This is a genomic window from Cellulomonas sp. URHE0023, from assembly GCF_000688475.1.
Classification (GTDB): Bacteria; Actinomycetota; Actinomycetes; order Actinomycetales; family Cellulomonadaceae; genus Cellulomonas.
In genome coordinates this window covers 208,535-232,723 of record NZ_JIAN01000007.1, presented here as the reverse complement: position 1 = coordinate 232,723, position 24,189 = coordinate 208,535, and the positions used below count along the sequence as shown (strand labels likewise).

Below are 24,189 nucleotides of genomic sequence, written 5' to 3'. Positions count from 1 at the left end.
GTGGGCTGGGTCGAGATTCTGGGGTTCGTCACGGGAGCCGCGTGCGTCTGGCTGGCGACCCGCGAGCACTGGGCGAACTTCCCGGTCGGCATCCTCAACACGTGCCTGTTCCTCGTCCTGTTCGCCTCGGCGGGGCTGTACGCGAACGCGGCGCTCCAGGTGGTGTACCTCGTCCTCGCCGTGCACGGCTGGTACTCGTGGCTGCACGGCGGCCGGGACCACGGCGTGCTCGAGGTCCGGCGCACACCGCGTCGTGCCTGGCTCGTCGGCGCGACCGCCGCGGCCGTCCTCACCGGTGGCCTGACCCTGCTGCTCGGCGCGGTCGCGGGCGCGTCGGCCGCGCCGTTCTGGGACTCCCTGACCACGGCGCTGAGCCTCGTCGCGCAGTTCATGCTCAACCGCAAGTGGCTGGGCACCTGGGCGGTCTGGATCGTCACCGACGTCCTGCTCGTCGGTCTCTACCTGAGCCAGGGGCTGCGCCTCACGGCGGTGCTGTACGTGCTGTTCATCGGGCTGTGCATCTCAGGGCTGCGCCGGTGGCGCGCCCGCCTGATGGTGCCGGTCGTTCCTCTCCAGGAGGTCGTCGCGTGACGCGCTTCCGGCACGGCCTCGTGATCGGGAAGTTCTACCCCCTGCACGCCGGGCACCTGGCGCTCGTCCGGTCCGCGCTCGCCCGGTGCGACCGGGTGACCGTGCAGGTCCTCGGGTCGTCGCAGGAGTCGTTGACCCCGGAGGTGCGGGCGGGGTGGCTGCGCGCGGAGCTGCCGGGAGCGCACGTCGTCGCCGGGATGGACGACGAGCCGGTCGACTACGCCAGCGACCACGCCTGGGAGGTGCACGTCGGAGTGATCCGGGACCTCCTGGACGCTCCGGTCGACGCCGTCCTGACCTCAGACGAGTACGGCGGCGAGCTCGCGCGGCGCCTCGGCGCGACGTGGGTCCAGGTGGACCCCGGCCGGCACCAGACCCCCGTGAGCGCCCGCGCCGTCCGGGCGGACCCGGCGAGGTACTGGTGGGCGCTGCCGGCCGCGGTGCGCAGCTGGTTCGTGCGACGGGTCGTCGTCCTGGGCGCCGAGTCCACGGGGACGACGACGCTCGCGAACGACCTGACGTCGCACTTCGGGCTCCCGACGATCCCCGAGTTCGGCCGCGAGTGGACCCACCTGCGGCCCGGAGGCCCCAGTGCGCCGTGGCACACCGCCGACTTCGAGCTGGTCGCTCGCGAGCAGGCACGGCGCGAGGACGCGGCGGCCACGCTGACACCGGTCCCGTTGCTGGTCGCCGACACCGACGTGCTCGTGACGGCGGTCTTCCACGAGCGCCACGTGGGGACCTGGTCGCCGACCGTCGCGGCGATCGCCGCCTCCCGGGTGCCCGACCTGTACCTGCTCACGGGCGACGAGATCCCGTACGAGCACGACGACACCCGTGACGGTGAGCACCTGCGGCACGCCATGCAGGAGCGGTTCCGGGGACTCCTCGACCAGCAGCCGTCGCCGTGGGTCGAGCTGCGCGGGAGCCGAGCCGAACGGTTCGCCGCGGCCGTCGCCCTCGTCGAGCCGCTGCTCGCCGAGCCGCGTCGCCTCGCTGACCCTGCCGTGGAGCGCAACGCACACGTGTCGTGGACCGGCGCGTGACGGCGGCGCCGTGCCAGACTCCCTAGCCGTGAGCACCGCCCTGCCGAACCCCCTGAGCCAGGTCTCCGCCGCGCCGACGCGGGCCCACTCGCCGGGGGCGGCCGCGCAACCACTCGCACTCGACGTGGACCAGCTCTTCGCCGGGCCGCCCGGCGCCGCGACGTCGACGCAGGCACCCCTCGACGAGAAGCTCCGGCAGGCGTACTTCTGGATGGTCAACCACGCCATCATCAGTCCGCACTACGACGTGGAGTTCCACGACCTCAGCAAGCCCCGGACGCGCTTCCGGCTGGGCGACTCGCGGGCCGAGGTCGAGCTGCCGACGGACCAGTCGTACTCGTCGTTCGTGCTGCTGCCCCTGCTCACGTTCGCGGTGCGTGGCCGGTGCCTGCTCGTCGGCGGCCCGGGCCGTGGCAAGACGGCGAGCGCGATCCTCATGGGCGTCCTCGCCGGGTACCCGGTGCGCGACGTCCGCCGGGCCATGCAGCACGGACATCCGCAGCTCACGGTGCAGGACATGTTCGGTACGCCGTTGCCGCGTGACCTCGTCGCCGCCGAGAAGCTCGAGGACATCGACGTCGCGTGGCGTTCCTGGCTCGGGCGTCGCGTGAAGATCGTCGACGAGTACAACCGCATCCCGACCCGCACGCAGTCGGCCCTGCTGACCGTCCTGGCCGACGGGTACGTCGAGGTGTTCGACCAGGTCTTCGAGACGGGCGCAGCCGCCTGGTACCTCACGGCGAACGACGACGCGGGAGGCGGGACGTTCCAGGTCGTCGACGCGCTCCGGGACCGGATCGACGTCGTCGTGAAGGCGCTGTCCTTCAACTCGCGGTTCGTCGGCGACCTCGTCGAGCGCACCGAGCGCGGCCTGAGGCCCGAGGAGAACGTCCCGCGGTCGATCGTCTTCGACGACGACGAGCACGAGCGGCTGCACCGCGAGGTCATCGCCGTGCCGATCCCGGTGCCCGTCCGGCGTCGGCTCGAGTACTTCGCGGCCCAGCTCGAGCTGCTCGAGCACGCCGCCCGCCAGCTCGAGTACCGCACCAAGGACACCGCACGCCTTGCCGGCGAGGACCCGCACCGGTTGGCGGCCCTGGCGACGGGGCGCGACCAGCGGGCAGACATCGGCGCCCAGACGCTCAACGGCCTGTCGGTGCGCGCCCTGCAGTCGCTCGTCGCCTACGCCAAGGCCATGGCCTACTTCCGTGGCAACCCGGAGGTGACGCTCGACGACCTGCGCGCCGTGCTGCCGTTCGTCCTGCACGACAAGCTGCAGCCGGACCTGCAGGCCGCGGCGTTCGACGACCCCGGACGAGAGTCGCTGCGCAGCGACCGGGTGTCCTGGATCCGCGACCTGTTCGACACGGCGTGCCACCAGTACGACGCGGAGGGCCTCGACACCGTCGACCCCGTCGGCGACGTCCTGGCTGAGCTGGCCCGAGGGCTGGACGGTCTGACCGAGGTCGAGGTGCGTCGACGCCTCGCGCGGATCGAGGGCGTGCTCGCGGGCTGGCAGGACGCCACCAAGCTGCACGGCAGCCTGTTCGAGGACGCGCTCGCACTGAAGTACGCGCACCAGCGGTACTCGTCGTACCTGACCTGGCTGCGGTGGAGCGGAACGTGAGCGGCGTCGTCGACCCGGACTCCCAGATCGGACGCTGGCTGGCGCGCGACCGGCCGTTCGTGGACGCGTTGCTCCGCAGTGCCGCAGCGCAGGACGGTGACCCGATCGTGCTGCGCGCCGCGATCGTGGAGGTTGCGGCCGCGGTACGGACGGAACCCGGCACGGAGCTCGTGCCGGAGCTGGGACGTGCGCTGCTTCAGCGCGTGGTCGACGTCGTGGTGCGGGGGCGGTGGCACGCGGACGACCCGGAGCGGTCCGTCCTCCTGAGCGTCATCCCCCGATTGGGTGGGTTGCTCACCGACCAGCCGGGCGCGACGGTCGACGCCGTGTGCGCGGCCGCGCGGACGGTCGCCCGCAGCGGCGACCCCGCGCTGTTCGCCGACCTGCTCGCGGCGGTGCCGCCGACCGGAGCCGACGAGGACGGGGTCCGTGCCGTCGTGCTCGTGGCGACCTGGCGGTCGGGCGCCGCCCGCTACCGAGCGGCGGCCCTCGCTGCCGCGGCGACGCTGCCCGATGTGGCCGCCCGCGCAGTGCTGCGGCTGCCGGACGGCACAGACGTCGCCGGGGTGCTCCGCCGGCACGCGGCCGACCCGTGGTGGTGGCCGCAGCGCCCGGTCGAGCCCGGTGTCGTGCGTCGCATAGGCGGTTTCCGCGGGTTCGGTGGGCCCTGGTTGGCCCGACCGCGCGTGGTCCCCGGCGGTCCGACGGGCTGCGCGGTGACCGCCGACGGGTGCGGCTGGGCGGTCGTCGCGGACGTGCACGGCGCGGCGGTGGTGCGGCTGGACGAACCGATCGACATCGCTTCGGCGCGTACGCAGGACGTCTTGCCGGTGCCGTGGACGGACCGGGTGACCGGTTCCGCACCGCTCGGCACGGGCGTCCTGGCGGTCAGCCGACGCCACTCGTACCTGCTCGACGTGGTGCGGGTGGCGTCGTGAGCGGCGCACACGCAGCGAAGGTCGACGACCCAGCCGTCCTGGCCGACCTCGGCACCCGGTGGCTCGCCGCGTGGCCGCTGGCACTGGCGGCCTGGGGGCCCACCACACGGCTGCACGCTCCCGTCCTGCACGACCGCCCCTGCCATGAGGGCTCCTTCGCCTGGTTCCGGGTCGACGAGGTCGAGGTGCACATCGACCTGCCCGAGGTCCTCCGGCACGGCGTCGAGGACCACCCCGTCGCTGTGCTGGCTCACGAGCTCGGGCACCACCTGCTCGCACCCGGCGACCCCCTGGGCTCCGTCCGCATCGCGGCGCGCATCAAGGTCGGCCTCGGAAGCCGCGACAACCTGGTGGGCCTCGTGTCCAACCTCTGGAGCGACATGCTGATCAACGACCGTCTGCAACGGCAGGCGGGCGTCGACATGGCGGCGATCACCAAGGCGCTCGGCGAACCGCCGAAGGACTCGCCCCTGGGCCTGCTGGTGATGCGTACCTACGAGATCCTGTGGGCGCTGCCCCGGGGCTTCCTGACGGGTGAGGCCCCGGCACCCGAGGGTGAGGCGATGCTGTGCGCGCGCCACATCCGGGCGTACGCGAGGGATCCCGTCGCGGGGGCCGCAGGGTTCGCGGTCCTCGTGCGCTCGCTGCTCGACGCCGCCGCTCTGGAGCAGGCAGACCAACCGGGCGCGCCGACCGCCGGAGACGGTGACGTCCTCACCGTCGGGTGCGCCGGTGACCGCAGCGGCGACGGCACGCTGCCCCCGGGGGCGGCGAGCGACACCTCGCTCGGAGCGCCCGCGGTGCACCCCGCACTCGACCCTCGGGTCGTGGGAGACATCGAGCAGCGGGCGCCCGCCGACGAGGCCCCCGATGGCCGCTCGGCCGACAGCGGGGGTCAGGACCGGGCGCTGTCGCCGGCCGAGCTCCATGCCGTCCTCGTGGCGATCGGACGCCCGACCAGCCTGGAGTCCGTCGCGATGGCCTGGTACCGCGAGCACGCCTCGCCGTATCTCGTGCCGTTCCCGGTCCGCGAGCCGCCGGTCGTCGCGGACGAGCTGCTCGGCGGGCTGACGCCGTGGGAGCTCGGCGACGACCTCGGGGACATCGACTGGGCCGGCACCGTGACGGCGTCGCCCGTCCTCGTCCCCGGCGTCACGACGGTGCGCCGCGAGATGCTCGAGGACGAGTCGTCGCGACCTGCTCCCCGTCCCGTTGACCTCGACCTGTACCTGGACTCGTCGGGGTCCATGCCGGATCCGCAGCGGACAGCCGCGCCGATCGCGCTCGCCGGCGCCGTCCTGGCCCTGTCGGCGCTGCGTGCCGGCGCCCGCGTCCAGGCGACGACGTGGAGCGGCCCCGGCCAGCTCGTCGGCACGGACGGGTTCACGGGTGACGCCGAGGAGGTCCTGCGTGCCGTCGTCGCCCACATCGGCGGGAGCACAGCGTTCCCTGTCGACCTGCTGGCACGCACGCATCTCGGCTGGGAAGGGGCCGCGCCGACCGCGCCCGGACCGACCCACATCGCGGTGATCTCCGACGAGGGAGTGGACACGATGTTCCGGCGGTCGACGAAGGACGGGTCCGAGCTCGACGACACCGCCGCACGGTCGCTGGAGAGTGCAGCGGGCGGGAGCCTGGTCCTGCGGCTCTGGCCCCAGTCGCTGCCGACCGTGCAGCACCTGGCGGGTGACTACGACGTCTACGTGGTCTCGACCGACGACGACCTGGTTCCGTTCGCCCGTGACTTCTCGCGTCGGACCTGGGGGCGTGCCCATGGCGGATGACCTGACGGGCCCACAGCTCGCCGCCGTCCGGCACCGCATCTCGAACGCGTCGCCGGACCTGACCGATCCCCAGGTCTCGGTCGGGGCGGTCGTCGCGGACCTGGCCGTCGAGCTCGACGGGGCGGTGCTCGACGCCGCGTCGCTGGCCAACCTCGACCGCGACCTGGAGCACGGGCCCGGCATGTCCGACGCCTCCGTGGCGGAACGCCGGGCGCTCGTCGCGCTCGTGTGCTGGCTCGTCCTGGACCCGGCCGTCCGTTCCGATCCCGGGATCCAGGAGGCCGCTCAGGCCCGAGGCGGTCTGAGCGCCTGGATGCTCGGGCTCGTCGCGACGATCCCGCGTCAGCTCTCCGGGCTGCGGCCGGTCGGGAGGTGGGTCGAGGACGACAGCGCGCGTGAGGAGCTGGCGCGGGCGTTCCTGGGTGCTGCCGGGGTGCTGCCGGCGGGGGAGTCGCCGAGCGTCGCGAACGATCGGTGGCTCGCGGTCAGCACGGCGTACCAGCGCGAGCTCCTGACGGCCATGGCTCAGGAGGCCGCACGCGCGGAGGCCTTGGCCAAGGCGCTCGCGGAGGCCAGGGCGAAGGAGGCGGCCGCCCACTATGTCCCCTCCTGACCCGCAGGCGCAGCCCGAGCCCACCCGGCCCGACCCGATGCTGCTCGATCCCACGCTGCCCGATCCTGCGCTCACCGAGTACGCACCGATGGGCGCCGCGGTGCTCACCGACCAGGCCCGCTGGCCGACGCTCGACGGCGCGGGCCTCGCCCGGGTCGCCGCGCTGCGCGCCCATCCGCGCGCCCCGGTGTGGGTGCACGCGACGGGTGACCGGCTCACGGCCGACGACCAGGTAGGGCTCGAGGAGGCGGCCGCCCGCTTCTCCGGCCCTGCGGACGACCACGACTGGGTCGCCGCCCTGGTCGCGCGCGTGCACGCGACGGTTCCGCGGTACCGACGGGCTGCGCGAGACGGCACGAGCGGCCCCAGCACGCCGCTCGCCGACCTCCCGACGACCAGCCGGGAGGACCTGGTGCGGGACGTCGCCTCCTTCGTGCCGGTCGACGTCGACCTGACGCGCGTCCTGGAGGGTTCGAGCTCGGGCAGCACGGGCGCGGCGCTCGTGGTCCCGTTGCATCCCGTGACGCTGGCGGCGGACCTGCTGCTCGTGCAGGCGCTGCTCGCCACCGAGGGTGTCCGCTGGGAGCCGGTGGACGGACGGCTCGGTCTCGTGAATGTCGTCGACCAGCGCACCGCGTTCACGTACGCGTCGGCGATGACGGCGTTCCGCCGCGTGACCGGGGCGGACGCGCCGCTGATGGCGCGGATCAACCTCGACGCGTCGGCCTGGCGCGACGAGGCGGACCGTGACCGGTTCCTGTCGGAGCTGGACCCGCAGGTGGTCAGCACGTCGACGCTCCCGCTGCTCAGGCTGCTCGAGCTGGGCCTGGACCTGCACCCGGTCGCCGTGGTGAACGGCGCGACGGACCTGCCGGCGAGCGTCCGGTCGGCCGTCGAGCGGCGGTGGGGCTGCCCCGTGCTCGACGTCTACGGACTCACGGAGACCGGGCCCGTGGCCGCCTCAGCCGACGGTTCAGGGCACGTCGTCGTCGGCCGCCGCGTGTGGGTCGAGATCCTGGACGCCGCGGGCCGGCCCGTCCCCGACGGGACCCGCGGCGAGATCGTCGTGACGGTCGACGAGAACCCGTACCTGCCGCTGCTGCGCTACCGCACGGGGGACCACGCGTCGCTCGTGCGCGACGCGCGCGGGACCGTGCTCGTCGGGCTGGAGGGGCGGGCACCGGTCGTGTTCGTCGCCGCCGACGGAACCGAGCACAGCTCGATCGATGCGACGCAGCTTCTCCAGGCCTACGGCTTGGCGGTCTTCCACCTGCACCAGGACGTCGACGGCGCCGTCCACCTGGAGACTGTGGCGCTCAGCGGCGACTCGCAGGGTGCCGCGGACGCGATCGCGCGCTGGCTGACGCGTCCCGTCGCACTGACCACCCACCAGCAGGTGTCGGGTATGGGCACCGGCAAGCCGCGCAGGTTCAGCAGCGACCGGACGTCGTCCGACGCGCAGCGCTGAGCCGCGAGCCGAGCCCGCGCCGCTGGGCTACCCTGTGACTCACAGGCATCGACCCGGCCATCACCGGCGAGCCTCCGGAAGAACAGGCTGTTTCAGGCCTCAGTAGAACCGGACGGGTAGGCCCGTCACAGCCCTCATGAAGTGGTCGACGTCCCCACCGGGAGGCCGGCAAGCGAGGTGGTACCGCGGTAGAGCCCGGCCGGTCCGGGTCCGATCGTCCTCGCAGCCGAGAGTGACGCACCACAGGAGATCCGCACGGTGGCCTACCCGCTGCACCGCCCGTCCACACCCGTACCTGCCTCCCCGGACCTGCCGTCCCTGGAGAAGGACGTCCTGGCCTACTGGGACGCCGACGGCACCTTCCAGGCGTCCGTCGACGCACGCCCGGCGGGCGAGAACGGCAGCAACGAGTACGTCTTCTACGACGGACCGCCCTTCGCCAACGGCCTGCCGCACTACGGCCACCTGCTGACCGGCTACGCCAAGGACGTCGTGCCGCGGTACCAGACGATGCGCGGCAAGCATGTGGAGCGCCGGTTCGGCTGGGACACGCACGGCCTGCCCGCCGAGCTCGAGGCGCAGCGGCTCCTGGGCATCACGGACACCGCCCAGATCGAGGAGATGGGTCTGGCGGCGTTCAACCAGGCGTGCCGCGAATCCGTCCTGCGGTACACGGGCGAGTGGCGCGAGTACGTCACTCGTCAGGCGCGCTGGGTCGACTTCGACCACGACTACAAGACGCTCGACACGACGTTCATGGAGTCGGTGATCTGGGCGTTCAAGCGCCTCTACGACAAGGGGCTGGCCTACGAGGGCTACCGGGTCCTGCCGTACTGCTGGCGCGACGAGACCCCGCTGTCGAACCATGAGCTGCGCATGGACGACGACGTCTACCAGTCCCGCCAGGACCCGGCGCTGACGGTCGGTCTGCGGCTCGAGACCGGTGAGCTCGCGCTCATCTGGACCACGACCCCGTGGACGCTGCCCAGCAACCTGGCGATCGCGGTCGGCCCGGACGTCGACTACGTGACGGTCGAGCCGGGACCGGACTCTGCCCTGGCAGGAGAGCGGGTCGTGCTTGCGGCCGCACGGGTGGGCGCGTACGCCAAGGAGCTCGGTGAGGCGACCGTCGTCGCCACCGTGAAGGGCCGCGACCTCGCCGGCCGCCGGTACACGCCGCCCTTCGACTACTTCGCGGGTCACGAGAACGCGCACCAGGTCCTGGTCGGCGACTTCGTCACCACCGAGGACGGCTCGGGCATCGTGCACCTGGCGCCGGCGTTCGGCGAGGACGACATGGCCGTCTGCGAGGCCGCCGGGATCGCCCCCGTGGTTCCCGTCGACTCGCGTGGCCGTTTCACGTCCGAGGTCCCGGACTACGTCGGCGTGCAGGTCTTCGACGCGAACAAGACGATCACCGCGGACCTCAAGGCCGGTGCGGGCCCGCTCTCGCGCACGCCTGAGTCGGACCGTTCCGTCGTCGTGCGGCACGAGACGTACGAGCACTCCTACCCGCACTGCTGGCGCTGCCGGAACCCCCTGATCTACAAGGCGGTCTCCAGCTGGTTCGTGCGCGTGACGCAGTTCCGCGACCGGATGGTCGAGCTCAACCAGGAGATCAGCTGGACTCCGGACCACATCCAGGACGGCCAGTTCGGCAAGTGGCTGTCCAACGCGCGCGACTGGTCGATCAGCCGCAACCGCTACTGGGGCACGCCTATCCCGGTGTGGGTCTCCGACGACCCCGCGTACCCCCGTGTCGACGTCTACGGCTCGCTCGAGGAGCTGCAGGCGGACTTCGGCAGGGTTCCGACGAACGAGGCGGGCGAGCCCGACCTGCACCGCCCGTTCATCGACGAGCTGACGCGCCCGAACCCGGACGACCCGACCGGTGCCTCGACGATGCGTCGCATCCCGGACGTGCTCGACGTGTGGTTCGACTCGGGCTCGATGCCGTTCGCGCAGGTGCACTACCCGTTCGAGAACGCCGACTGGTTCGAGCACCACTACCCGGGCGACTTCATCGTCGAGTACATCGGCCAGACCCGCGGCTGGTTCTACACGCTGCACGTGCTGGCCACGGCGATCTTCGACCGGCCGGCGTTCCGCAACGTCATGTGCCACGGCATCGTGCTGGGCGACGACGGCCGCAAGGCGTCGAAGAGCCTGCGCAACTTCCCGGACCCGGTGGAGATGTGGGACGTCTACGGCTCGGACGCGGTGCGCTGGTTCCTCATGTCGAGCTCGATCCTGCGCGGCGGCAACCTCATCGTCGGCGAGGAGGGCATCCGCGACGGGGTGCGCCAGGTGCTGCTTCCGCTGTGGAGCACGTACTACTTCTTCTCGCTGTACTCGGGTGCCGCGAACGGCGGCGCCGGCTACACGGCGACGGCGGTCTCCGCGGAGCGCGTGGCGGGCCTGGCACCGATGGACCGCTACGTCCTGTCGCGCACCGACGACCTCGTCGCCGCCGTCACGGCGCAGATGGACGCCTACGACATCTCGGCTGCGTGCGAGTCGGTGCGTGAGCACCTGGATCTGCTGACCAACTGGTACGTCCGCACGCAGCGCGACCGGTTCTGGGCCGAGGACGCGGACGCGTTCGACACGCTGTGGACCTCGCTCGAGGTGCTCACCAGGGTCATGGCGCCGCTTGCTCCGCTGGTCACCGAGGAGGTCTGGCGCGGGTTGACCGGCGGCCGCAGCGTGCACCTGGCCGACTGGCCGACGGCTGGTGCCTCGGACGACTCGCTCGTCGCGGCCATGGACCAGGTCCGCGCTGTGACGTCCACGGCGCTCGGCCTGCGCAAGGCGGCGGGCGTGCGGGTGCGGCAGCCGCTGCGAACGCTGACCGTCGCGGTCGACGACGCGGACGCGCTGGTGCCGTACGTCGACCTGCTCGCGGCCGAGCTGAACGTCAAGACCGTCGACCTCGTCACCGCGGACGCCGGCACGGCCGAGCGGTTCGGCATCACGCAGAGGCTGGCGGTCAACGCACGCGCGGCCGGTCCTCGGCTCGGCCGCGGCGTGCAGTCGGTGATCCAGGCCGCGCGAGCCGGGAGCTGGCGGGTCGTGGACGGCACGGTCGTCGTCGGTGACGTCGCGCTCGAGCCCACGGAGTACGAGCTCACCACCGTCGTCGGTGAGGGCGGCGGTGCCGCCGCGGTCCTCCCGGGTGGCGGGTTCGTCGTGCTCGATCTCGCGCTCGACGACGCGCTGCGTGCCGAGGGGTACGCCCGCGACGTGGTGCGCGCCGTCCAGGACGCCCGCAAGGCGGCCGGGCTGCAGGTCGGTGACCGGATCATGCTCACCATCGACGTCCCGTCCGAGCACCTGGCAGCCGTCGAGACGCACCGCGACACGATCGCCCGGGAGACTCTCGCGGTGTCGATCGAGCTCGCCGACGCGTCGCCGGAGCTACGGGTCACCGTGGCGGCCGTCGAGGGCGGGGGGTACGAGGCGTGAGCGCGTCCGGAGCCGACCACGTGCGCCGCCAGGCCGAGAAGGAGGCCCGCGAGGCCGCCGAGGAGGTCTACCAGGCGATCCTCGCGCGGGCGCCCGAGCACGAGATCGACCCGTCGTTCGACCGCACTCTCGCGGTCATGGAGCTGCTGGGCGACCCGCAGAAGGCCTACCGCGTGGTGCACCTGACGGGCACCAACGGCAAGACGTCCACGGCGCGCATGGTCGAGCGCCTGGTGCGTGAGCACGGTCTGCGCACCGGTCGCTTCACCAGCCCGCACCTGTCGCGCGTCAACGAGCGGATCGTGATCGACGGCGAGCCCATCAGCGACGAGCGCTTCGTGGAGGTGTGGCAGGACGTCGCGCCGTACGTGCACCTGGTCGACCAGCGCTCGGCGGAGGAGGGCAAGCCGCGGCTGTCGTTCTTCGAGGTGTTCACGGTCATGGCGTTCGCGGCGTTCGCGGACGCCCCGGTGGACGTCGCGGTGATCGAGGTCGGCATGGGCGGCTCGTGGGACTCGACGAACGTGGCGGACGGCGAGGTCGCGATCATCACTCCGATCGCGATGGACCACGAGCGCTACCTGGGCGACACGCTGCTCGACATCGCGTCGGTCAAGGCGGGGATCATCAAGGACGGCGCCACCCTCGTGCTGGCCGAGCAGCAGGAGGACGTCGAGGGCGTCGTGCTGGCGGCCGCCGCCGAGCGCGGTGCCCGGGTGGTGCGTGAGGGTGTCGACATCCAGGTCGTGGACCGGCAGGTCGCGGTCGGCGGTCAGCTCATCGCGCTGCAGGGCCTCGGCGGCACCTACACGGAGATCTTCCTTCCGCTGCACGGCGAGTTCCAGGCGCACAACGCCCTGCTGGCACTGACCGCCACGGAGGCGCTCCTCACCGGTGGTCGCGCGCTGGACCCCGGGATCGTCGAGGTCGCGTTCGCCGACGTCGACTCCCCGGGCAGGCTCGAGGTGGTGCGCTCGAGCCCGACGATCATCGTCGACGGCGCGCACAACCCGGCGGGCGTCGAGGCGCTCGTCCCCGCGATCGAGGAGGCCTTCGAGTTCCAGCGCCTGGTCGGCGTCGTCGGGGTGATGGCTGACAAGGACCCGGAGGGCATGCTGTCGCTGCTCGAGCCGATGCTCGCGGAGATCGTGGTCACGCGTGCGTCGAACGTTCGGTCGCTCGAGGTCGAGGACCTCGCCGAGGTCGCGATCGACGTCTTCGGCGAGGACCGCGTCCATGTGGCCGAGCGTCTCAGCGATGCCCTGGACCTGGCCGTGACCCGGGCGGAGAGCGAGGCGGAGCGCGGTGCGGGCGTCCTGGTGACGGGTTCGATCCTGCTCGTGGCGGAGGCCCGGCGGCTGCTCGGACGTCTCTGACCTGGCAGCACGCCTCCGAGTGCACTGCACGAACGTGCAGTGCCCGCGCACGTTCTCGCCTTGACGACCCTTTGACCCGCACATCAGGGTGAGCATGTCCGGACAAAGGAGTCCTGAGACGCAAGTGCGCGGGCTGCTCGCCGTGGGCACCCGAACGAAGGGATGGCTGCAGTGAAGAAGCTCATCAACGACCCGCAGACCGTCGTGGCGGAGTCGCTCGAGGGTTTCGCGGCGGCGCACGCCGACGTGATCTCCGTGCAGAGCGACCCGTGGTTCGTCACGCGGGCCGGCGGGGCCGTGGCCGGCAAGGTCGGTCTGGTCAGCGGCGGTGGGAGCGGTCACGAACCGCTGCACGGGGGCTTCGTGGGTGTCGGGATGCTGGACGCGGCCGTGCCGGGCGCGGTGTTCACCTCTCCGACGCCCGACCAGATCGCACCTGCGCTGCACGCGGCGGACGGCGGCGCCGGGGTGCTGGCGATCGTCAAGAACTACACGGGCGACGTGCTGAACTTCGAGACCGCGGCAGAGCTGGCCGACGCCGAGGGCGTCACGGTCCGCAGCGTCGTCGTCAACGACGACGTCGCGGTCGAGGACTCGTTGTGGACCGCAGGTCGCCGCGGGGTCGCGGGCACCGTCGCGGTCGAGAAGATCGCCGGCGCCGCGGCCGAGCGCGGCGACGACCTCGACGCCGTCACCGCGGTGGCGGAGAAGGTCATCGCGAACGTCCGATCGATGGGCGTCGCGCTGACCGCGTGCACGGTCCCGCACGCCGGCAAGCCGAGCTTCGACCTTCCGGAGGACGAGATCGAGATCGGCATCGGGATCCACGGCGAGCCGGGCAGGCGCCGCATCCCGCTCGCCGGTGCGGACGAGATCACGGAGATGCTGCTCACGCCCGTCGTCGAGGACCTCGGGCTGGCCTCCGGAGAGAGTGTTCTCCTGTTCGTCAACGGCATGGGCGGAACACCTGCCTCCGAGCTCTACGTCGTCTATCGTCGGGCTCGCGCGTTGCTGGAGGAGCGTGGGGTCGAGGTGTCCCGCTCGCTCGTCGGCAACTACGTGACGTCGCTGGAGATGCAGGGCGCGTCGGTGACCGTGCTCCGGCTGGATGCCGAGCTGACCGCCCTGTGGGACGCTCCGGTGCACACCACCGCACTGCGCTGGTGAGCAGGTGAGGTGCTCGTCCCGCCACGCACACTGTTCAGGGCGTCTCGGCTTCGGGAACTGTCGATGGGAGCGTGGGGCATGACGTTGGACGTCGCGTGGGCGATCGGATGGGTGCGCCTGTCGGCGCAGACGGTCACCGAGCACCGGTCCGAGCTGATCGAGCTCGACCGGCAGATCGGGGACGGTGACCACGGCGAGAACCTCTTCCGTGGCTTCACGGCCGTCACCGCCAAGCTCGACGCGCTCGAGACGCAGCCTGCCGACATCGGCGAGGTGCTCAAGCTCGTGGCGACCACGCTCATGTCCACGGTCGGCGGCGCGGCCGGTCCGCTCTACGGCACCGCGTACCTGCGCGCGGCGAAGGCGACCGGGCTGCCGGAGCTCGACAGTCACGGCGTGGTGGCCCTGCTCGAGGCCGCCCTCGAGGGGATCGTCGCGCGAGGCAAGGCGCGCACCGGCGAGAAGACGATGGTCGACGCCTGGGCGCCCGCGGTCGAGGCGGCCGTCGCCGCCGCCGACGCGGGCGCCACGCCGGCTGCCGTGCTCGAGGCGGCGGCAGCGGCCGCGGGTGCGGGCGCCGAGGCCACGGTCGAGCTGATCGCCACGAAGGGCCGCGCGAGCTACCTGGGGGAGCGCTCGCAGCACCACATGGACCCTGGGGCGCGGTCCACCGAGCTCATCCTGCGGGCGGCCGCCCAGGCGGCCGAGTGAGCCAGGGCAGCGAGGTACGTGTCGCGCTGATCCTCGTGTCGCACTCTCGCGCACTCGCCGAGGGCGCGGCCGAGCTCGCCGGTCAGATGGCGCCGGGGGTGCGCCTGCTCGCTGCGGGCGGGGGGGACGACGGGGGGCTCGGAACGAGCTTCGACGCGATCGAGTCCGCGGTGGCGACCGCGACCGCGGACGGTGGTTCCGCGGTCGTCCTCACCGACCTCGGCTCGGCGGTGCTCACGGCCGAGTCGGTCCTGGAGCTTGCCGACGCCGACGTGGCGTCGCGTGTCCGGCTCGCCGACGCCCCCTTCGTCGAAGGTGCGGTCGCCGCGGCCGTGACGGCTCACGGGGGAGCCGACCTGGCCACGGTGCACGCGTCAGCAGAGGCCGCGGGTGACATGTTCGGGGCCGGACCCGAGCCCGCTGCCGCCGCCGAGGTCGCGCAGGACGGGGTCGTGCGCGCCACGGTCACCGTCCGGAACCCGCTGGGTCTGCACGCGCGGCCCGCGGCCGTCCTGGCTCGCATGCTCGCCGGGTACGACGCGAAGGTCCTGGTCGACGGTGCGAACGGGGCGAGCGTCCTGGCGCTGATGAAGCTCGGGGCGACCGAGGGCCACGAGCTCCGGGTCGAGGCCGAGGGACCGCAGGCGGCTAGTGCCGTCGAGGCGTTCGTCGAGGCGGTCGCGGGCGGTTTCGGCGAGGTCTGACCCCTTCGGGTTCACGTGCTGTGAGGGAGCGCACGCCCTGGCGTGCGGAAAAATGTTGCACACCATGTAATGTTGCACCCCATGCAGAACAGTGCAGGCGTCGACCCCGGTGGCCCCGGGCTGCGGGAGCGCCAGAAGCGCGCGCGCCGCGAGGCGCTGATCGACGCGACCCATCGCCTCGTCGCCGAGCACGGCCTCGACGCCATCACGGTCGAGGCGATCTGCGACGAGGCCGGGGTCTCGGTCCGCACGTTCTTCAACTACTTCGAGACGAAGGACGACGCGGTCCTGGGCCACACGCCGTGGCCGCTCGAGTCGGCCGCCGTCGACGAGTTCATGGCGGGCGGTCCCACGGGCCACCTCCTCGAGGACCTTCAGGTGCTGGCGGCGTCGTTCCTCGGCGACCCGCACCTCGACCACGGTCGGATGGCGCGCGCGTTCGAGCTGGCGGCCCAGGAGCCGCGGCTGATCGCGCGCCACCTGGCCTGGCTCGAGAAGCACAAGGGCCAGCTCGCGACGATCGTCGACGGCCGCATGACCCGGGCCTCGACATCAGCGGGCTACTCCGGCGAGACCGTCGCGGCAACCCTGATGTTCCTCCTGCACGCGACTTTCCTGCGAACCGAGGCGTCGTCTGCCGATGTTCCGGTCGGAGACCACCTCGACACGGTGGTCGCCGAGCTGCGCGCGATCGTCTCCGACTGACCGCCCCTCCTATCGACCACCGCGGTCCTCCGCGAACTCAGTTGCCCGAACGCACCAAAAGAAGAGGTTCCCCCGCATGGCAATCGCCGCTCCCGGCACACCGGCTACCGACACGCCGCTGATCGTCCTGACCCCCCGCACCGTCTGGCTGATCTTCGGCGCGCTCATGGCGAGCATGTTCCTGTCGTCGCTCGACCAGTCGATCGTCGGCACGGCGATGCCCACGATCGTCGGCGAGCTGAACGGCGTCGAGCACCAGGGCTGGGTCGTGACCGCGTACATCCTCGCGATCGCCATCGTCATGCCGCTCTACGGCAAGTTCGGCGACCTGTGGGGACGCCGCTGGCCGTTCCTCATCGCCATCGGGCTCTTCACCTTCGCGTCCGCGGGCGCAGGCTTCGCCGACACGTTCGGCCAGCTCGTGTTCTGGCGGTTCGTGCAGGGCCTCGGCGGCGGCGGGCTGATGATCCTGTCGCAGGCGATCATCGCGGACATCGTGCCCGCCAAGGAGCGCGGCAAGTACATGGGTCCGATGGGTGCGCTGTTCGGCATCTCGGCGGTCATCGGCCCGCTGCTCGGCGGCCTCTTCACGCAGCACGCCGACTGGCGCTGGTGCTTCTGGATCAACATCCCGATCGGCGTGGCTGCGTTCCTCGTCGCGTGGTTCACGCTCAAGCTGCCCACGCACCGCTCCGGCAAGAAGCTCGACGTCGCCGGCATCTTCTTCATCGTCGTCGGCACCTCGAGCCTGGTCCTGCTGACCAGCTGGGACAGCTGGACCGGCAACCGCGGCTACGACTGGTCCGACCCGGGGCTGCTGGCGCTGGTCGCCGGCACGCTGGTCTCCATCGCGGCCTTCATCTTTGTCGAGCTGCGCGCGCAGGAGCCGCTGCTGCCGTTGCGCCTCTTCCGCAACCCGACGTTCACCATCGCCACGGTGATCGGCCTGATCCTCGGCATGGGCATGTTCTCGGCGGTCGCCTTCCTGCCCACGTTCCTGCAGATGTCCACCGGCGCGGGAGTGACCGAGTCCGGTTTCCTCATGCTCCCGATGATGCTCGGCGTGATGATCACGGCCATCGGCTCCGGTGTCGCGATCACCAAGACCGGCCGCTACAAGAAGTTCCCGGTCGCGGGCCTCGCCATCACGGCGGCGGGCATCGCGTGGCTCACGCAGATCACCGGTGACATGTCGATGGTCCTGTTCGGCGCGATGATCTTCGTCGTCGGTGCGGGCATGGGGCTCGTGATGCAGACGATCGTGCTCGCCGTGCAGAACTCGGTGGACCCGCACGAGATCGGCACCGCGACCAGCAGCAACAACTTCTTCCGCGAGATCGGTGCTGCGGTCGGCACGGCGCTGTTCAGCACGCTGTTCACGACGAGGCTCGCGGACAACCTGACCGAGGTCTTCGCGGGTGCTCCGGCCGGGGCCGGTGGCGAGGCGACCGGCCTGACGCCGGAGGCGGTCCAGGCGCTGCCCGAGCCGTTCAAGACCGGTGTCATCGACGCGTTCACCAACGCACTCGCACCGTCGTTCTGGTACCTCGTGCCGGTGGTCCTGGTCGGCTTCGTGCTCGCGCTCTTCCTGCGCGAGGTCAAGCTGTCCGAGGTGGCCGGCATGGTCGCCCGCGGCGAGGCGCTCGCCGCCGACGGCTCGGGCGTCGTGCTCGAGACGATCGACGGTGCGGTGGTGCTCGACGAGCTCTCGGGCCCCGTCCACCCGGACGTCCCGAACCCGCACAGCGAGCCGGTGCAGGGGATCGACGCTCCCGCCCGCCGGTAGCCTGGCACCATGAGCTCCACCGCCGGTGCCGGTCAGGCCGTACGACGCAAGCGCCCCGCGAAGCCACAGTTCACGCAGACGATCCTCGTCCTCGAGGCCGTCGTGGTGTTCTTCGCGACGCTCGTGGCGTACGGCCTTCGGGTCGCTCCCAGCGGGACGGTCTGGCTGGTCGGGGGCGGTCTGTCCGTGGTGCTGATCCTGATGTCGGGGTTCGTCTCGCGGCCGGGTGGCTACGCCGCGGGCTGGGTCGGCCAGGTGCTCGTGCTCGCGGGTGGGATCTGGGTGCCGATGATGTTCGTCGTCGGTGCGGTCTTCGTGATCCTGTGGTGGGTGGCCCTCAGCCTCGGCGGGCGCATCGACCGCGAGCGCGCGGAGTATGACGCCGCTCACCCCGGCGAGCTCGGCCCCTGACGCCTCCGTCGTGCCCGGCACGGTTAGGGTGACGGCCATGACTGACGCACCCACCACGCAGCGCACCCTCGTCCTCGTGAAGCCGGACGGTGTCCGGCGCGGGCTGACCGGCGAGATCCTGCGCCGCATCGAGGCCAAGGGCTACACGCTGGTCGCCGTCGAGCTGCGCGAGGCGTCCGAGGAGCTGCTCGCCGAGCACTATGCGGAGCACGCGGGCAAGCCGTTCCTGACCCCGCTCGTCGAGTTCATGCGCTCGGGCCCGCTGCTCGCCGTCGTCGTCGAGGGTCACCGCGCGATCGAGGGCTTCCGCTCCCTGGCCGGTGCCACCGACCCGACCGTGGCCGCACCCGGCACGATCCGCGGCGACCTGGCGCGCGACTGGGGCCTGAAGGTCATCCAGAACCTCGTGCACGGCTCCGACTCGCCCGAGTCCGCCGCGCGTGAGGTCGCACTCTGGTTCCCGACCCTCTGAGCCACTGCTGCGCCTACGGGTCCCCGTAGCCCTTGCCGTCTAGGCTCTGGGCGTGCACCTCAAGACCCTCACCCTGCGGGGGTTCAAGTCGTTCGCCTCGGCGACGACCCTGAACTTCGAGCCGGGCGTCACCTGCGTGGTCGGGCCCAACGGCTCGGGCAAGTCGAACGTCGTCGACGCATTGGCCTGGGTCATGGGGGAGCAGGGCGCCAAGTCGCTGCGCGGCGGCAAGATGGAGGACGTCATCTTCGCCGGCACCACCGGTCGCCCGCCGCTCGGGCGCGCCGAGGTGTCGCTGACGATCGACAACGCCGACGGGGCCCTGCCCATCGAGTACTCCGAGGTGACGATCTCACGCACGCTCTTCCGCAACGGTGGCTCGGAGTACGCGATCAACGGCCAGGGGTGCCGGCTCCTGGACATCCAGGACCTGCTGTCCGACTCGGGTCTGGGCCGAGAGATGCACGTGATCGTCGGCCAGGGACAGCTCGACGCGGTGCTGCGGGCCACGCCCGAGGAGCGCCGCGGCTTCATCGAAGAGGCTGCGGGCGTGCTCAAGCACCGCAAGCGCAAGGAGAAGGCGCTCCGCAAGCTCGAGGCCATGCAGGCCAACCTGACGCGGCTGGGCGACCTGACGGGGGAGATCCGCCGACAGCTCGGTCCGCTCGGCCGGCAGGCCGAGGTGGCACGCAAGGCCCAGACCGTGCAGGCGGACCTGCGCGACGCCCGTGCCCGTCTGCTCGCGGACGACCTGGCACAGCTCACGTCCACGCTCGAGCAGGAGATCGCCGACGAGAGCGCGCTGCGCGTGCGTCGCGAGGAGGTCGAGCAGGCTCTCGCCGGTGTCCGTGCACGCCTCGCGACGCTCGAGCGCGAGGCTGCCGAGGCCGCTCCCGCGCTCAGTGAGGCGAGCGAGGTCTGGTACCGGCTGTCGTCCTTGCGGGAGCGTCTGCGCGGCACCGCGTCGCTCGCCGCGGACCGGGTGCGCCTGCTCGGCAGTGCGGGCCCGGAACGCTCCGGGGGCGCTGACCCGGACGACCTCGCAGCCCAGGCCGAGCGCGTCCGCTCCGCCGAGGCCGAGCTGGCCTCGGAGGTCGAGATCGCCCGCGTCGGCCTGGAGGCAGCCGTCACGGCACGCCAGCAGGCCGAGGCCGAGGCCACGGCGGCCGAGAAGGAGGTCGCGACCGCGCTCCGGGGAGCCGCCGACCGCCGCGAGGGCGTCGCCCGCCTCGCCGGCCAGGTCGCCGCCCGCCGCAGCCGCGTCGAGGCCACCCAGGCCGAGATCGGCCGACTGCGTGAGTCGCTCGCTGCGGCAGAGCTGCGCGGGCAGGAGGCGACGACCCAGTTCGCGGTCCTCGAGTCCCAGGTCGCGGGTGTCGAGGAGGGCGAGGAAGGGCTGGACGCCGAGCACGAGACGGCGGTCGACGCACTCGAGAAGGCAACCGAACGACTCGCCGCACTGCAGGAGCAGCGCAGCGCGGCCGACCGGGAGCGAGTCGCCCTCGAGTCGCGCGCGGAGACGCTCGAGCTCAGCCTGACGCGCAAGGACGGCGTCGGGGCGCTCCTTGCCGCGGAAGGTCAGCCGGGTCTTGTCGGCTCGGTCGCCGCGCTGCTCGCGGTCGAACCGAAGGATGAGGAAGCGATCGTGGCGGCCCTGGGCGCGCTCGCCGACGCCGTCGCGGTGGACTCCGTGGACGCGGCCGTCGACGCCATCCGCTACCTCCGTACGGAGGACGCGGGACGCGCGACGTTGCTGGTCAGCGGTCCTGCGGAGGCCGCCGCGTCACCGGTTGCCGACGTCCCGGCCGGAGCCGAGCGCGCGGTGGACCTGGTGCGCGCGCCGGCGCACGTGCGCGCTTCCGTCGAGACGCTGCTGGCCGACGTCGTGGTGGTCGACGACCTCGCGGCCGCTCGCGCCATCGTCGCGACCCGTCCCGACCTGGTCGTCGCCACCCGGGCCGGCGACGTCCTGTCTCAGCACCGCGCCTCCGGTGGCTCGGCGACTGCACCGAGCGCGCTGCACCTGCAGTCGGCCCTGGAGCAGGCACGGGCGGGAGCTGCCGAGGCGACCGCTGCAGGGGAGCGGCTGCGGTTCGAGCTGACCGGCGCGACCGAGGCGCTGGCCGCCGCACGCGAGGCGCACGAGAGCACGCTCGACCGGCTCAACGAGTCCGATGCGGCCCTCGCGGCCGTCGCCGAGCAGCTCGGGCACCTGGGCTCGACCGCTCGTGCCGCGAACGCGGAGGCCGCTCGCCTGCAGACCTCGCTCGACAGCGCGTCGAACACGCTCGAGGCGGACACCGCCGAGCTCGCGGAGCTGACGCAGCGGCTCGCCGCAGCGGAGGTGGAGCCCGCCGAGAGCGAGGCCGCGATCATGGAGGGCAGCGCCAAGCGCGACCGGTTGGCCGAGCTGGCCTCCGGTGCGCGTGCCCGCGAGACCGAGGCGCGTCTGACCCTGCGGACCGGCGAGGAACGCGCACGCGCGCTGTCGGGTCGGGCCGAGTCGCTCGAGCGCGCCGCGCAGGCCGAGCGGGTGGCCCGGGAGCGTGCCGCGGAACGCGAGCGGTCGCGCGCCCGGCAGGCCGGGGTCGCGGAGGCGGTGCGCGACGGGGCCCAACGTGCTCTCGCGGTGCTCGAGGAGTCGCTGCGCCGTGCGTCTTCCGAACGCGACGCGGCCGAGACCGCTCGCGGCGACCGTGACCGGGCCGTGTCTGCGACGCGCGCCGAGGTGGACGTCAAGGCCGCCGAGCTCGCACAGCTCACGGATGTCGCGCACCGCGACGAGATGGCCCGCACGCAGCAGCGACTGCGGATCGAGGCGCTCCAGGCGCGCGCGGTCGACGACCTGGGGCTGGATCCGGCGGTGCTGATCGAGGAGTACGGCCCGCACCGGGACGTCCCCGTCATGCCCGCGCCGGACCCGGACTCCGACGAGCCCAGAGCGGTGCCGTACGTCCGCGAGCAGCAGGAGAAGCGGCTGCGCGCAGCCGAGCGAGCGCTGTCGCTGCTCGGACGGGTCAACCCGCTCGCCCTCGAGGAGTTCGCTGCGCTCGAGGAGCGCCACCAGTTCCTGGTCGAGCAGCTTGCGGACCTCAAGAAGTCGCGCTCCGACCTGCTCGAGATCGTCAAGGAGATCGACGAGCGCGTGGAGCAGGTGTTCGCGGACGCGTACCGCGACACGGCGGCAGCGTTCGACGTGGTCTTCCCGCGGCTCTTCCCCGGGGGCGAGGGCCGGCTGGTCCTGACCGACCCCGACAACATGCTGACCACCGGCATCGAGGTCGAGGCCCGCCCTGCCGGCAAGAAGGTCAAGCGGCTGTCGTTGCTGTCGGGTGGCGAGCGGTCGCTGACCGCGGTGGCGCTCCTCGTCGCGATCTTCAAGGCGCGACCCAGCCCGTTCTACGTCATGGACGAGGTCGAGGCGGCGCTCGACGACGCCAACCTGGGTCGGCTGCTCGAGATCTTCCGCGAGCTGCAGGAGGACTCGCAGCTCATCGTCGTCACGCACCAGAAGCGCACGATGGAGATCGCTGACGCCCTGTACGGCGTCACCATGCGCGGCGACGGTGTGACCACCGTCATCAGCCAGCGCATGCGCGAGGACGTGGCCGTCTAGGCCCGTAGGCGGGGGTTGCCCGCGACTCACGCGAGCCGGCGGGCAGGCGCCCTCGGGCTTGTGGAGATTGTGTGCGGTTGTCGAGCGAGGGCGCGTTCGCGGCTTCCCGCTCGACGGGACCCGCGGAGAATGGGTGCCATGCCGATCCTCGTCGCGATCTTCGTCGCCCTGCTCGTCGCGGGAGGGCTCCTGCTGGCTGCCAGCGTGGTCAGCGCCCGGCGCGACCGGCAGGAGTCGCCGCTGAGCGCGCTGCGGGCGGGTCTGACTGGCCGCGACCACCCCGACGCGGACGTCAGCGCTGCGGCGACGGCCGAGCCGGTGGACGTCTCGCTCGCCGAGTTCCTCACCGTGACGGCCGAGGACGGCGACCCGTACCTCCACGTCGACGACGTGACCGCCTCGCTCCACGACGCGAAGGCACGGGCGACAGGCGTGCTCGCCGGTCGCCGCCGCTGACACCTGCGCAGACTCGCTTCCTGACGCCGAGGCCGTACAGACTGTCCCGGTGAACCCCGACAGCCTCGCGCCCCTTCTCGCCGCCGGCATCCCGATCGCCCTGCTCGTCGTCCTCGCGACGACCCTGGTGCGGCGACGCCGGCCCGACCTCGAGGACAAGGCCCCGGTCGAGCGGGCCCCGGCGCCCGCCGAACCCGCAGTTGAGGCCGACCCGGTCGTCGCCGAGCCTGCCGACGTCGACACCGAGGTCTTCCCCGACGAGGCCGCCCTCGCGCCCGTCCTGGACGTGCCTGAGCCGGTCGCGGGACGCCTCGCCCGGTTGCGTTCGCGCCTGGCCCGCTCCGGGTCGCCGCTCGGTTCGCGCCTGCTCGCGGTCCTCTCGCGTGACCACCTGACAGAGGACGACTGGGAAGAGCTGGAGGAGACCCTCCTGCTCGCGGACGTGGGCGCGGGCCCCAGCGGTGACCTGATCGAGGCGCTGCGCACGCGCGTGCGGGTCGACGGGCTCAAGGACCCGGCGCAGGTGAGGGCGCTGCTGCGCGAGCAGCTCATCGCACTCGTGGACCCGACGCTGGACCGATCGCTGAACACCGCACCGACCACGGGCGACGACGGTTCGACGGTGCCCGCGGTGGTGCTCGTGGTGGGAGTCAACGGGACCGGCAAGACGACGACCGTCGGCAAGCTCGCGCGCGTGCTCGTCGCCGAGGGGCGCACGGTCGTGCTTGGCGCCGCGGACACCTTCCGGGCTGCGGCCGCGGACCAGCTGCAGACCTGGGGCTCCCGTGTGGGGGTCCACACCGTGCGCTCGGACCGGGACGGCGCCGACCCCGCGGCCGTCGCGTTCGACGCGGTCCGCACCGGACGTACCGAGGGTGTCGACGTCGTGCTCGTCGACACGGCCGGACGGCTGCAGAACAAGGCCGGCCTGATGGACGAGCTGGGCAAGATCACGCGCGTCATCACCCGTGAGGCGCCCTTGTCCGAGGTGCTTCTCGTGCTCGACGCGACCACGGGGCAGAACGGCCTGAACCAGGCGCGTGTCTTCGGTGAGGTCGCCGGGGTCACGGGGATCGTGCTGACCAAGCTCGACGGGACCGCGAAGGGCGGGATCGTCGTGGCGGTCCAGCGTGAGCTGGGCGTCCCGGTCAAGCTGGTCGGCCTGGGCGAAGGGGCCGACGACCTCGCACCGTTCGATGCGGAGTCGTTCGTGGACGGTCTGCTCGAGGGGTGAGCACGCTGCGGCCCGACTG

General features: G+C 72.3%; 19 protein-coding genes. All 19 read left to right on the top strand.

Translation table 11 applies throughout. The features are described 5' to 3' along the window. The 19 genes from pnuC to ftsY all read left to right on the top strand — a co-directional run bounded on the left by pnuC (position 1) and on the right by ftsY (position 24,170). A complete protein-coding gene (pnuC, locus tag N553_RS22815; protein ID WP_081844652.1) occupies positions 1-591 on the top strand; it encodes a nicotinamide riboside transporter PnuC in 591 nt (196 codons plus the stop codon). Then, complete coding sequence (locus N553_RS0114125; RefSeq protein ID WP_028047071.1) at positions 588-1,637, top strand: AAA family ATPase; 1,050 nt, start codon at positions 588-590, stop codon at positions 1,635-1,637. Before pnuC ends, N553_RS0114125 begins: the two co-directional genes overlap by 4 nt. Positions 1,638-1,665: 28 nt before the next feature. Continuing rightward, a complete protein-coding gene (locus tag N553_RS0114120) occupies positions 1,666-3,264 on the top strand; it encodes an AAA family ATPase (RefSeq protein WP_028047070.1) in 1,599 nt (532 codons plus the stop codon). After that, on the top strand, positions 3,261-4,202 hold the full coding sequence (locus N553_RS24370) for a hypothetical protein (protein WP_156043847.1): 942 nt from the start codon (positions 3,261-3,263) through the stop codon (positions 4,200-4,202). Before N553_RS0114120 ends, N553_RS24370 begins: the two co-directional genes overlap by 4 nt. Beyond that, positions 4,199-5,986 (top strand): hypothetical protein, encoded by a 1,788-nt coding sequence (locus tag N553_RS0114110; RefSeq protein ID WP_051640183.1) that lies wholly within the window; start codon positions 4,199-4,201, stop codon positions 5,984-5,986. The genes N553_RS24370 and N553_RS0114110 overlap by 4 nt, the downstream gene beginning before the upstream one ends. Next, complete coding sequence (locus tag N553_RS0114105; protein WP_028047068.1) at positions 5,976-6,599, top strand: hypothetical protein; 624 nt, start codon at positions 5,976-5,978, stop codon at positions 6,597-6,599. Before N553_RS0114110 ends, N553_RS0114105 begins: the two co-directional genes overlap by 11 nt. After that, positions 6,586-8,067, top strand: a complete 1,482-nt coding sequence (locus N553_RS22805) for an AMP-binding protein (RefSeq protein WP_051640182.1) — start codon at positions 6,586-6,588, stop codon at positions 8,065-8,067. The genes N553_RS0114105 and N553_RS22805 overlap by 14 nt, the downstream gene beginning before the upstream one ends. 258 nt (positions 8,068-8,325) lie before the next feature. Then, complete coding sequence (ileS, locus tag N553_RS0114095; RefSeq protein ID WP_028047067.1) at positions 8,326-11,532, top strand: isoleucine--tRNA ligase; 3,207 nt, start codon at positions 8,326-8,328, stop codon at positions 11,530-11,532. After that, positions 11,529-12,908 carry a folylpolyglutamate synthase/dihydrofolate synthase family protein gene (locus N553_RS0114090; RefSeq protein WP_028047066.1) on the top strand — a complete coding sequence of 460 codons (1,380 nt, stop codon included), beginning with the start codon at positions 11,529-11,531 and terminating at the stop codon, positions 12,906-12,908. The genes ileS and N553_RS0114090 overlap by 4 nt, the downstream gene beginning before the upstream one ends. Before the next feature lie 171 nt (positions 12,909-13,079). Then, positions 13,080-14,075, top strand: a complete 996-nt coding sequence (gene dhaK, locus N553_RS0114085; RefSeq protein ID WP_028047065.1) for a dihydroxyacetone kinase subunit DhaK — start codon at positions 13,080-13,082, stop codon at positions 14,073-14,075. 78 nt (positions 14,076-14,153) lie between these two features. Further along, positions 14,154-14,786, top strand: coding sequence for a dihydroxyacetone kinase subunit DhaL (gene dhaL, locus N553_RS0114080; RefSeq protein WP_028047064.1), 633 nt, complete (start codon positions 14,154-14,156; stop codon positions 14,784-14,786). Next, positions 14,783-15,490 (top strand): dihydroxyacetone kinase phosphoryl donor subunit DhaM, encoded by a 708-nt coding sequence (gene dhaM, locus N553_RS0114075; protein ID WP_028047063.1) that lies wholly within the window; start codon positions 14,783-14,785, stop codon positions 15,488-15,490. Before dhaL ends, dhaM begins: the two co-directional genes overlap by 4 nt. 81 nt (positions 15,491-15,571) lie before the next feature. After that, positions 15,572-16,195 carry a TetR/AcrR family transcriptional regulator gene (locus tag N553_RS22800; RefSeq protein WP_034622511.1) on the top strand — a complete coding sequence of 208 codons (624 nt, stop codon included), beginning with the start codon at positions 15,572-15,574 and terminating at the stop codon, positions 16,193-16,195. Positions 16,196-16,271: 76 nt separating this feature from the next. Then, positions 16,272-17,981, top strand: coding sequence for an MDR family MFS transporter (locus N553_RS0114065; RefSeq protein ID WP_028047062.1), 1,710 nt, complete (start codon positions 16,272-16,274; stop codon positions 17,979-17,981). A gap of 9 nt (positions 17,982-17,990) precedes the next feature. After that, positions 17,991-18,392 (top strand): DUF4233 domain-containing protein, encoded by a 402-nt coding sequence (locus tag N553_RS0114060; protein WP_028047061.1) that lies wholly within the window; start codon positions 17,991-17,993, stop codon positions 18,390-18,392. A 37-nt stretch (positions 18,393-18,429) separates the two neighbouring features. After that, positions 18,430-18,864 carry a nucleoside-diphosphate kinase gene (ndk, locus tag N553_RS0114055; protein WP_028047060.1) on the top strand — a complete coding sequence of 145 codons (435 nt, stop codon included), beginning with the start codon at positions 18,430-18,432 and terminating at the stop codon, positions 18,862-18,864. 52 nt (positions 18,865-18,916) lie between these two features. Continuing rightward, complete coding sequence (gene smc / locus N553_RS0114050) at positions 18,917-22,480, top strand: chromosome segregation protein SMC (protein WP_028047059.1); 3,564 nt, start codon at positions 18,917-18,919, stop codon at positions 22,478-22,480. 138 nt (positions 22,481-22,618) lie between these two features. Then, positions 22,619-22,936: a hypothetical protein gene (locus N553_RS0114045; RefSeq protein WP_028047058.1), complete on the top strand. Its 318-nt coding sequence runs from the start codon at positions 22,619-22,621 to the stop codon at positions 22,934-22,936. A 49-nt stretch (positions 22,937-22,985) separates the two neighbouring features. Then, complete coding sequence (ftsY, locus tag N553_RS0114040; RefSeq protein WP_028047057.1) at positions 22,986-24,170, top strand: signal recognition particle-docking protein FtsY; 1,185 nt, start codon at positions 22,986-22,988, stop codon at positions 24,168-24,170. Positions 24,171-24,189: the final 19 nt, after the last annotated feature.

Bases quoted from the DNA above. Each gene is read 5' to 3' on its own strand.
- N553_RS22800 (WP_034622511.1), top strand. From the start codon at position 15,572: ATGCAGAACAGTGCAGGCGTCGACCCCGGTGGCCCCGGGCTGCGGGAG.
- N553_RS0114065 (WP_028047062.1), top strand. From the start codon at position 16,272: ATGGCAATCGCCGCTCCCGGCACACCGGCTACCGACACGCCGCTGATC.
- N553_RS22805 (WP_051640182.1), top strand. From the start codon at position 6,586: ATGTCCCCTCCTGACCCGCAGGCGCAGCCCGAGCCCACCCGGCCCGAC.
- dhaL (WP_028047064.1), top strand. From the start codon at position 14,154: ATGACGTTGGACGTCGCGTGGGCGATCGGATGGGTGCGCCTGTCGGCG.
- N553_RS0114045 (WP_028047058.1), top strand. From the start codon at position 22,619: ATGCCGATCCTCGTCGCGATCTTCGTCGCCCTGCTCGTCGCGGGAGGG.
- N553_RS0114105 (WP_028047068.1), top strand. From the start codon at position 5,976: ATGGCGGATGACCTGACGGGCCCACAGCTCGCCGCCGTCCGGCACCGC.
- N553_RS0114060 (WP_028047061.1), top strand. From the start codon at position 17,991: ATGAGCTCCACCGCCGGTGCCGGTCAGGCCGTACGACGCAAGCGCCCC.
- ndk (WP_028047060.1), top strand. From the start codon at position 18,430: ATGACTGACGCACCCACCACGCAGCGCACCCTCGTCCTCGTGAAGCCG.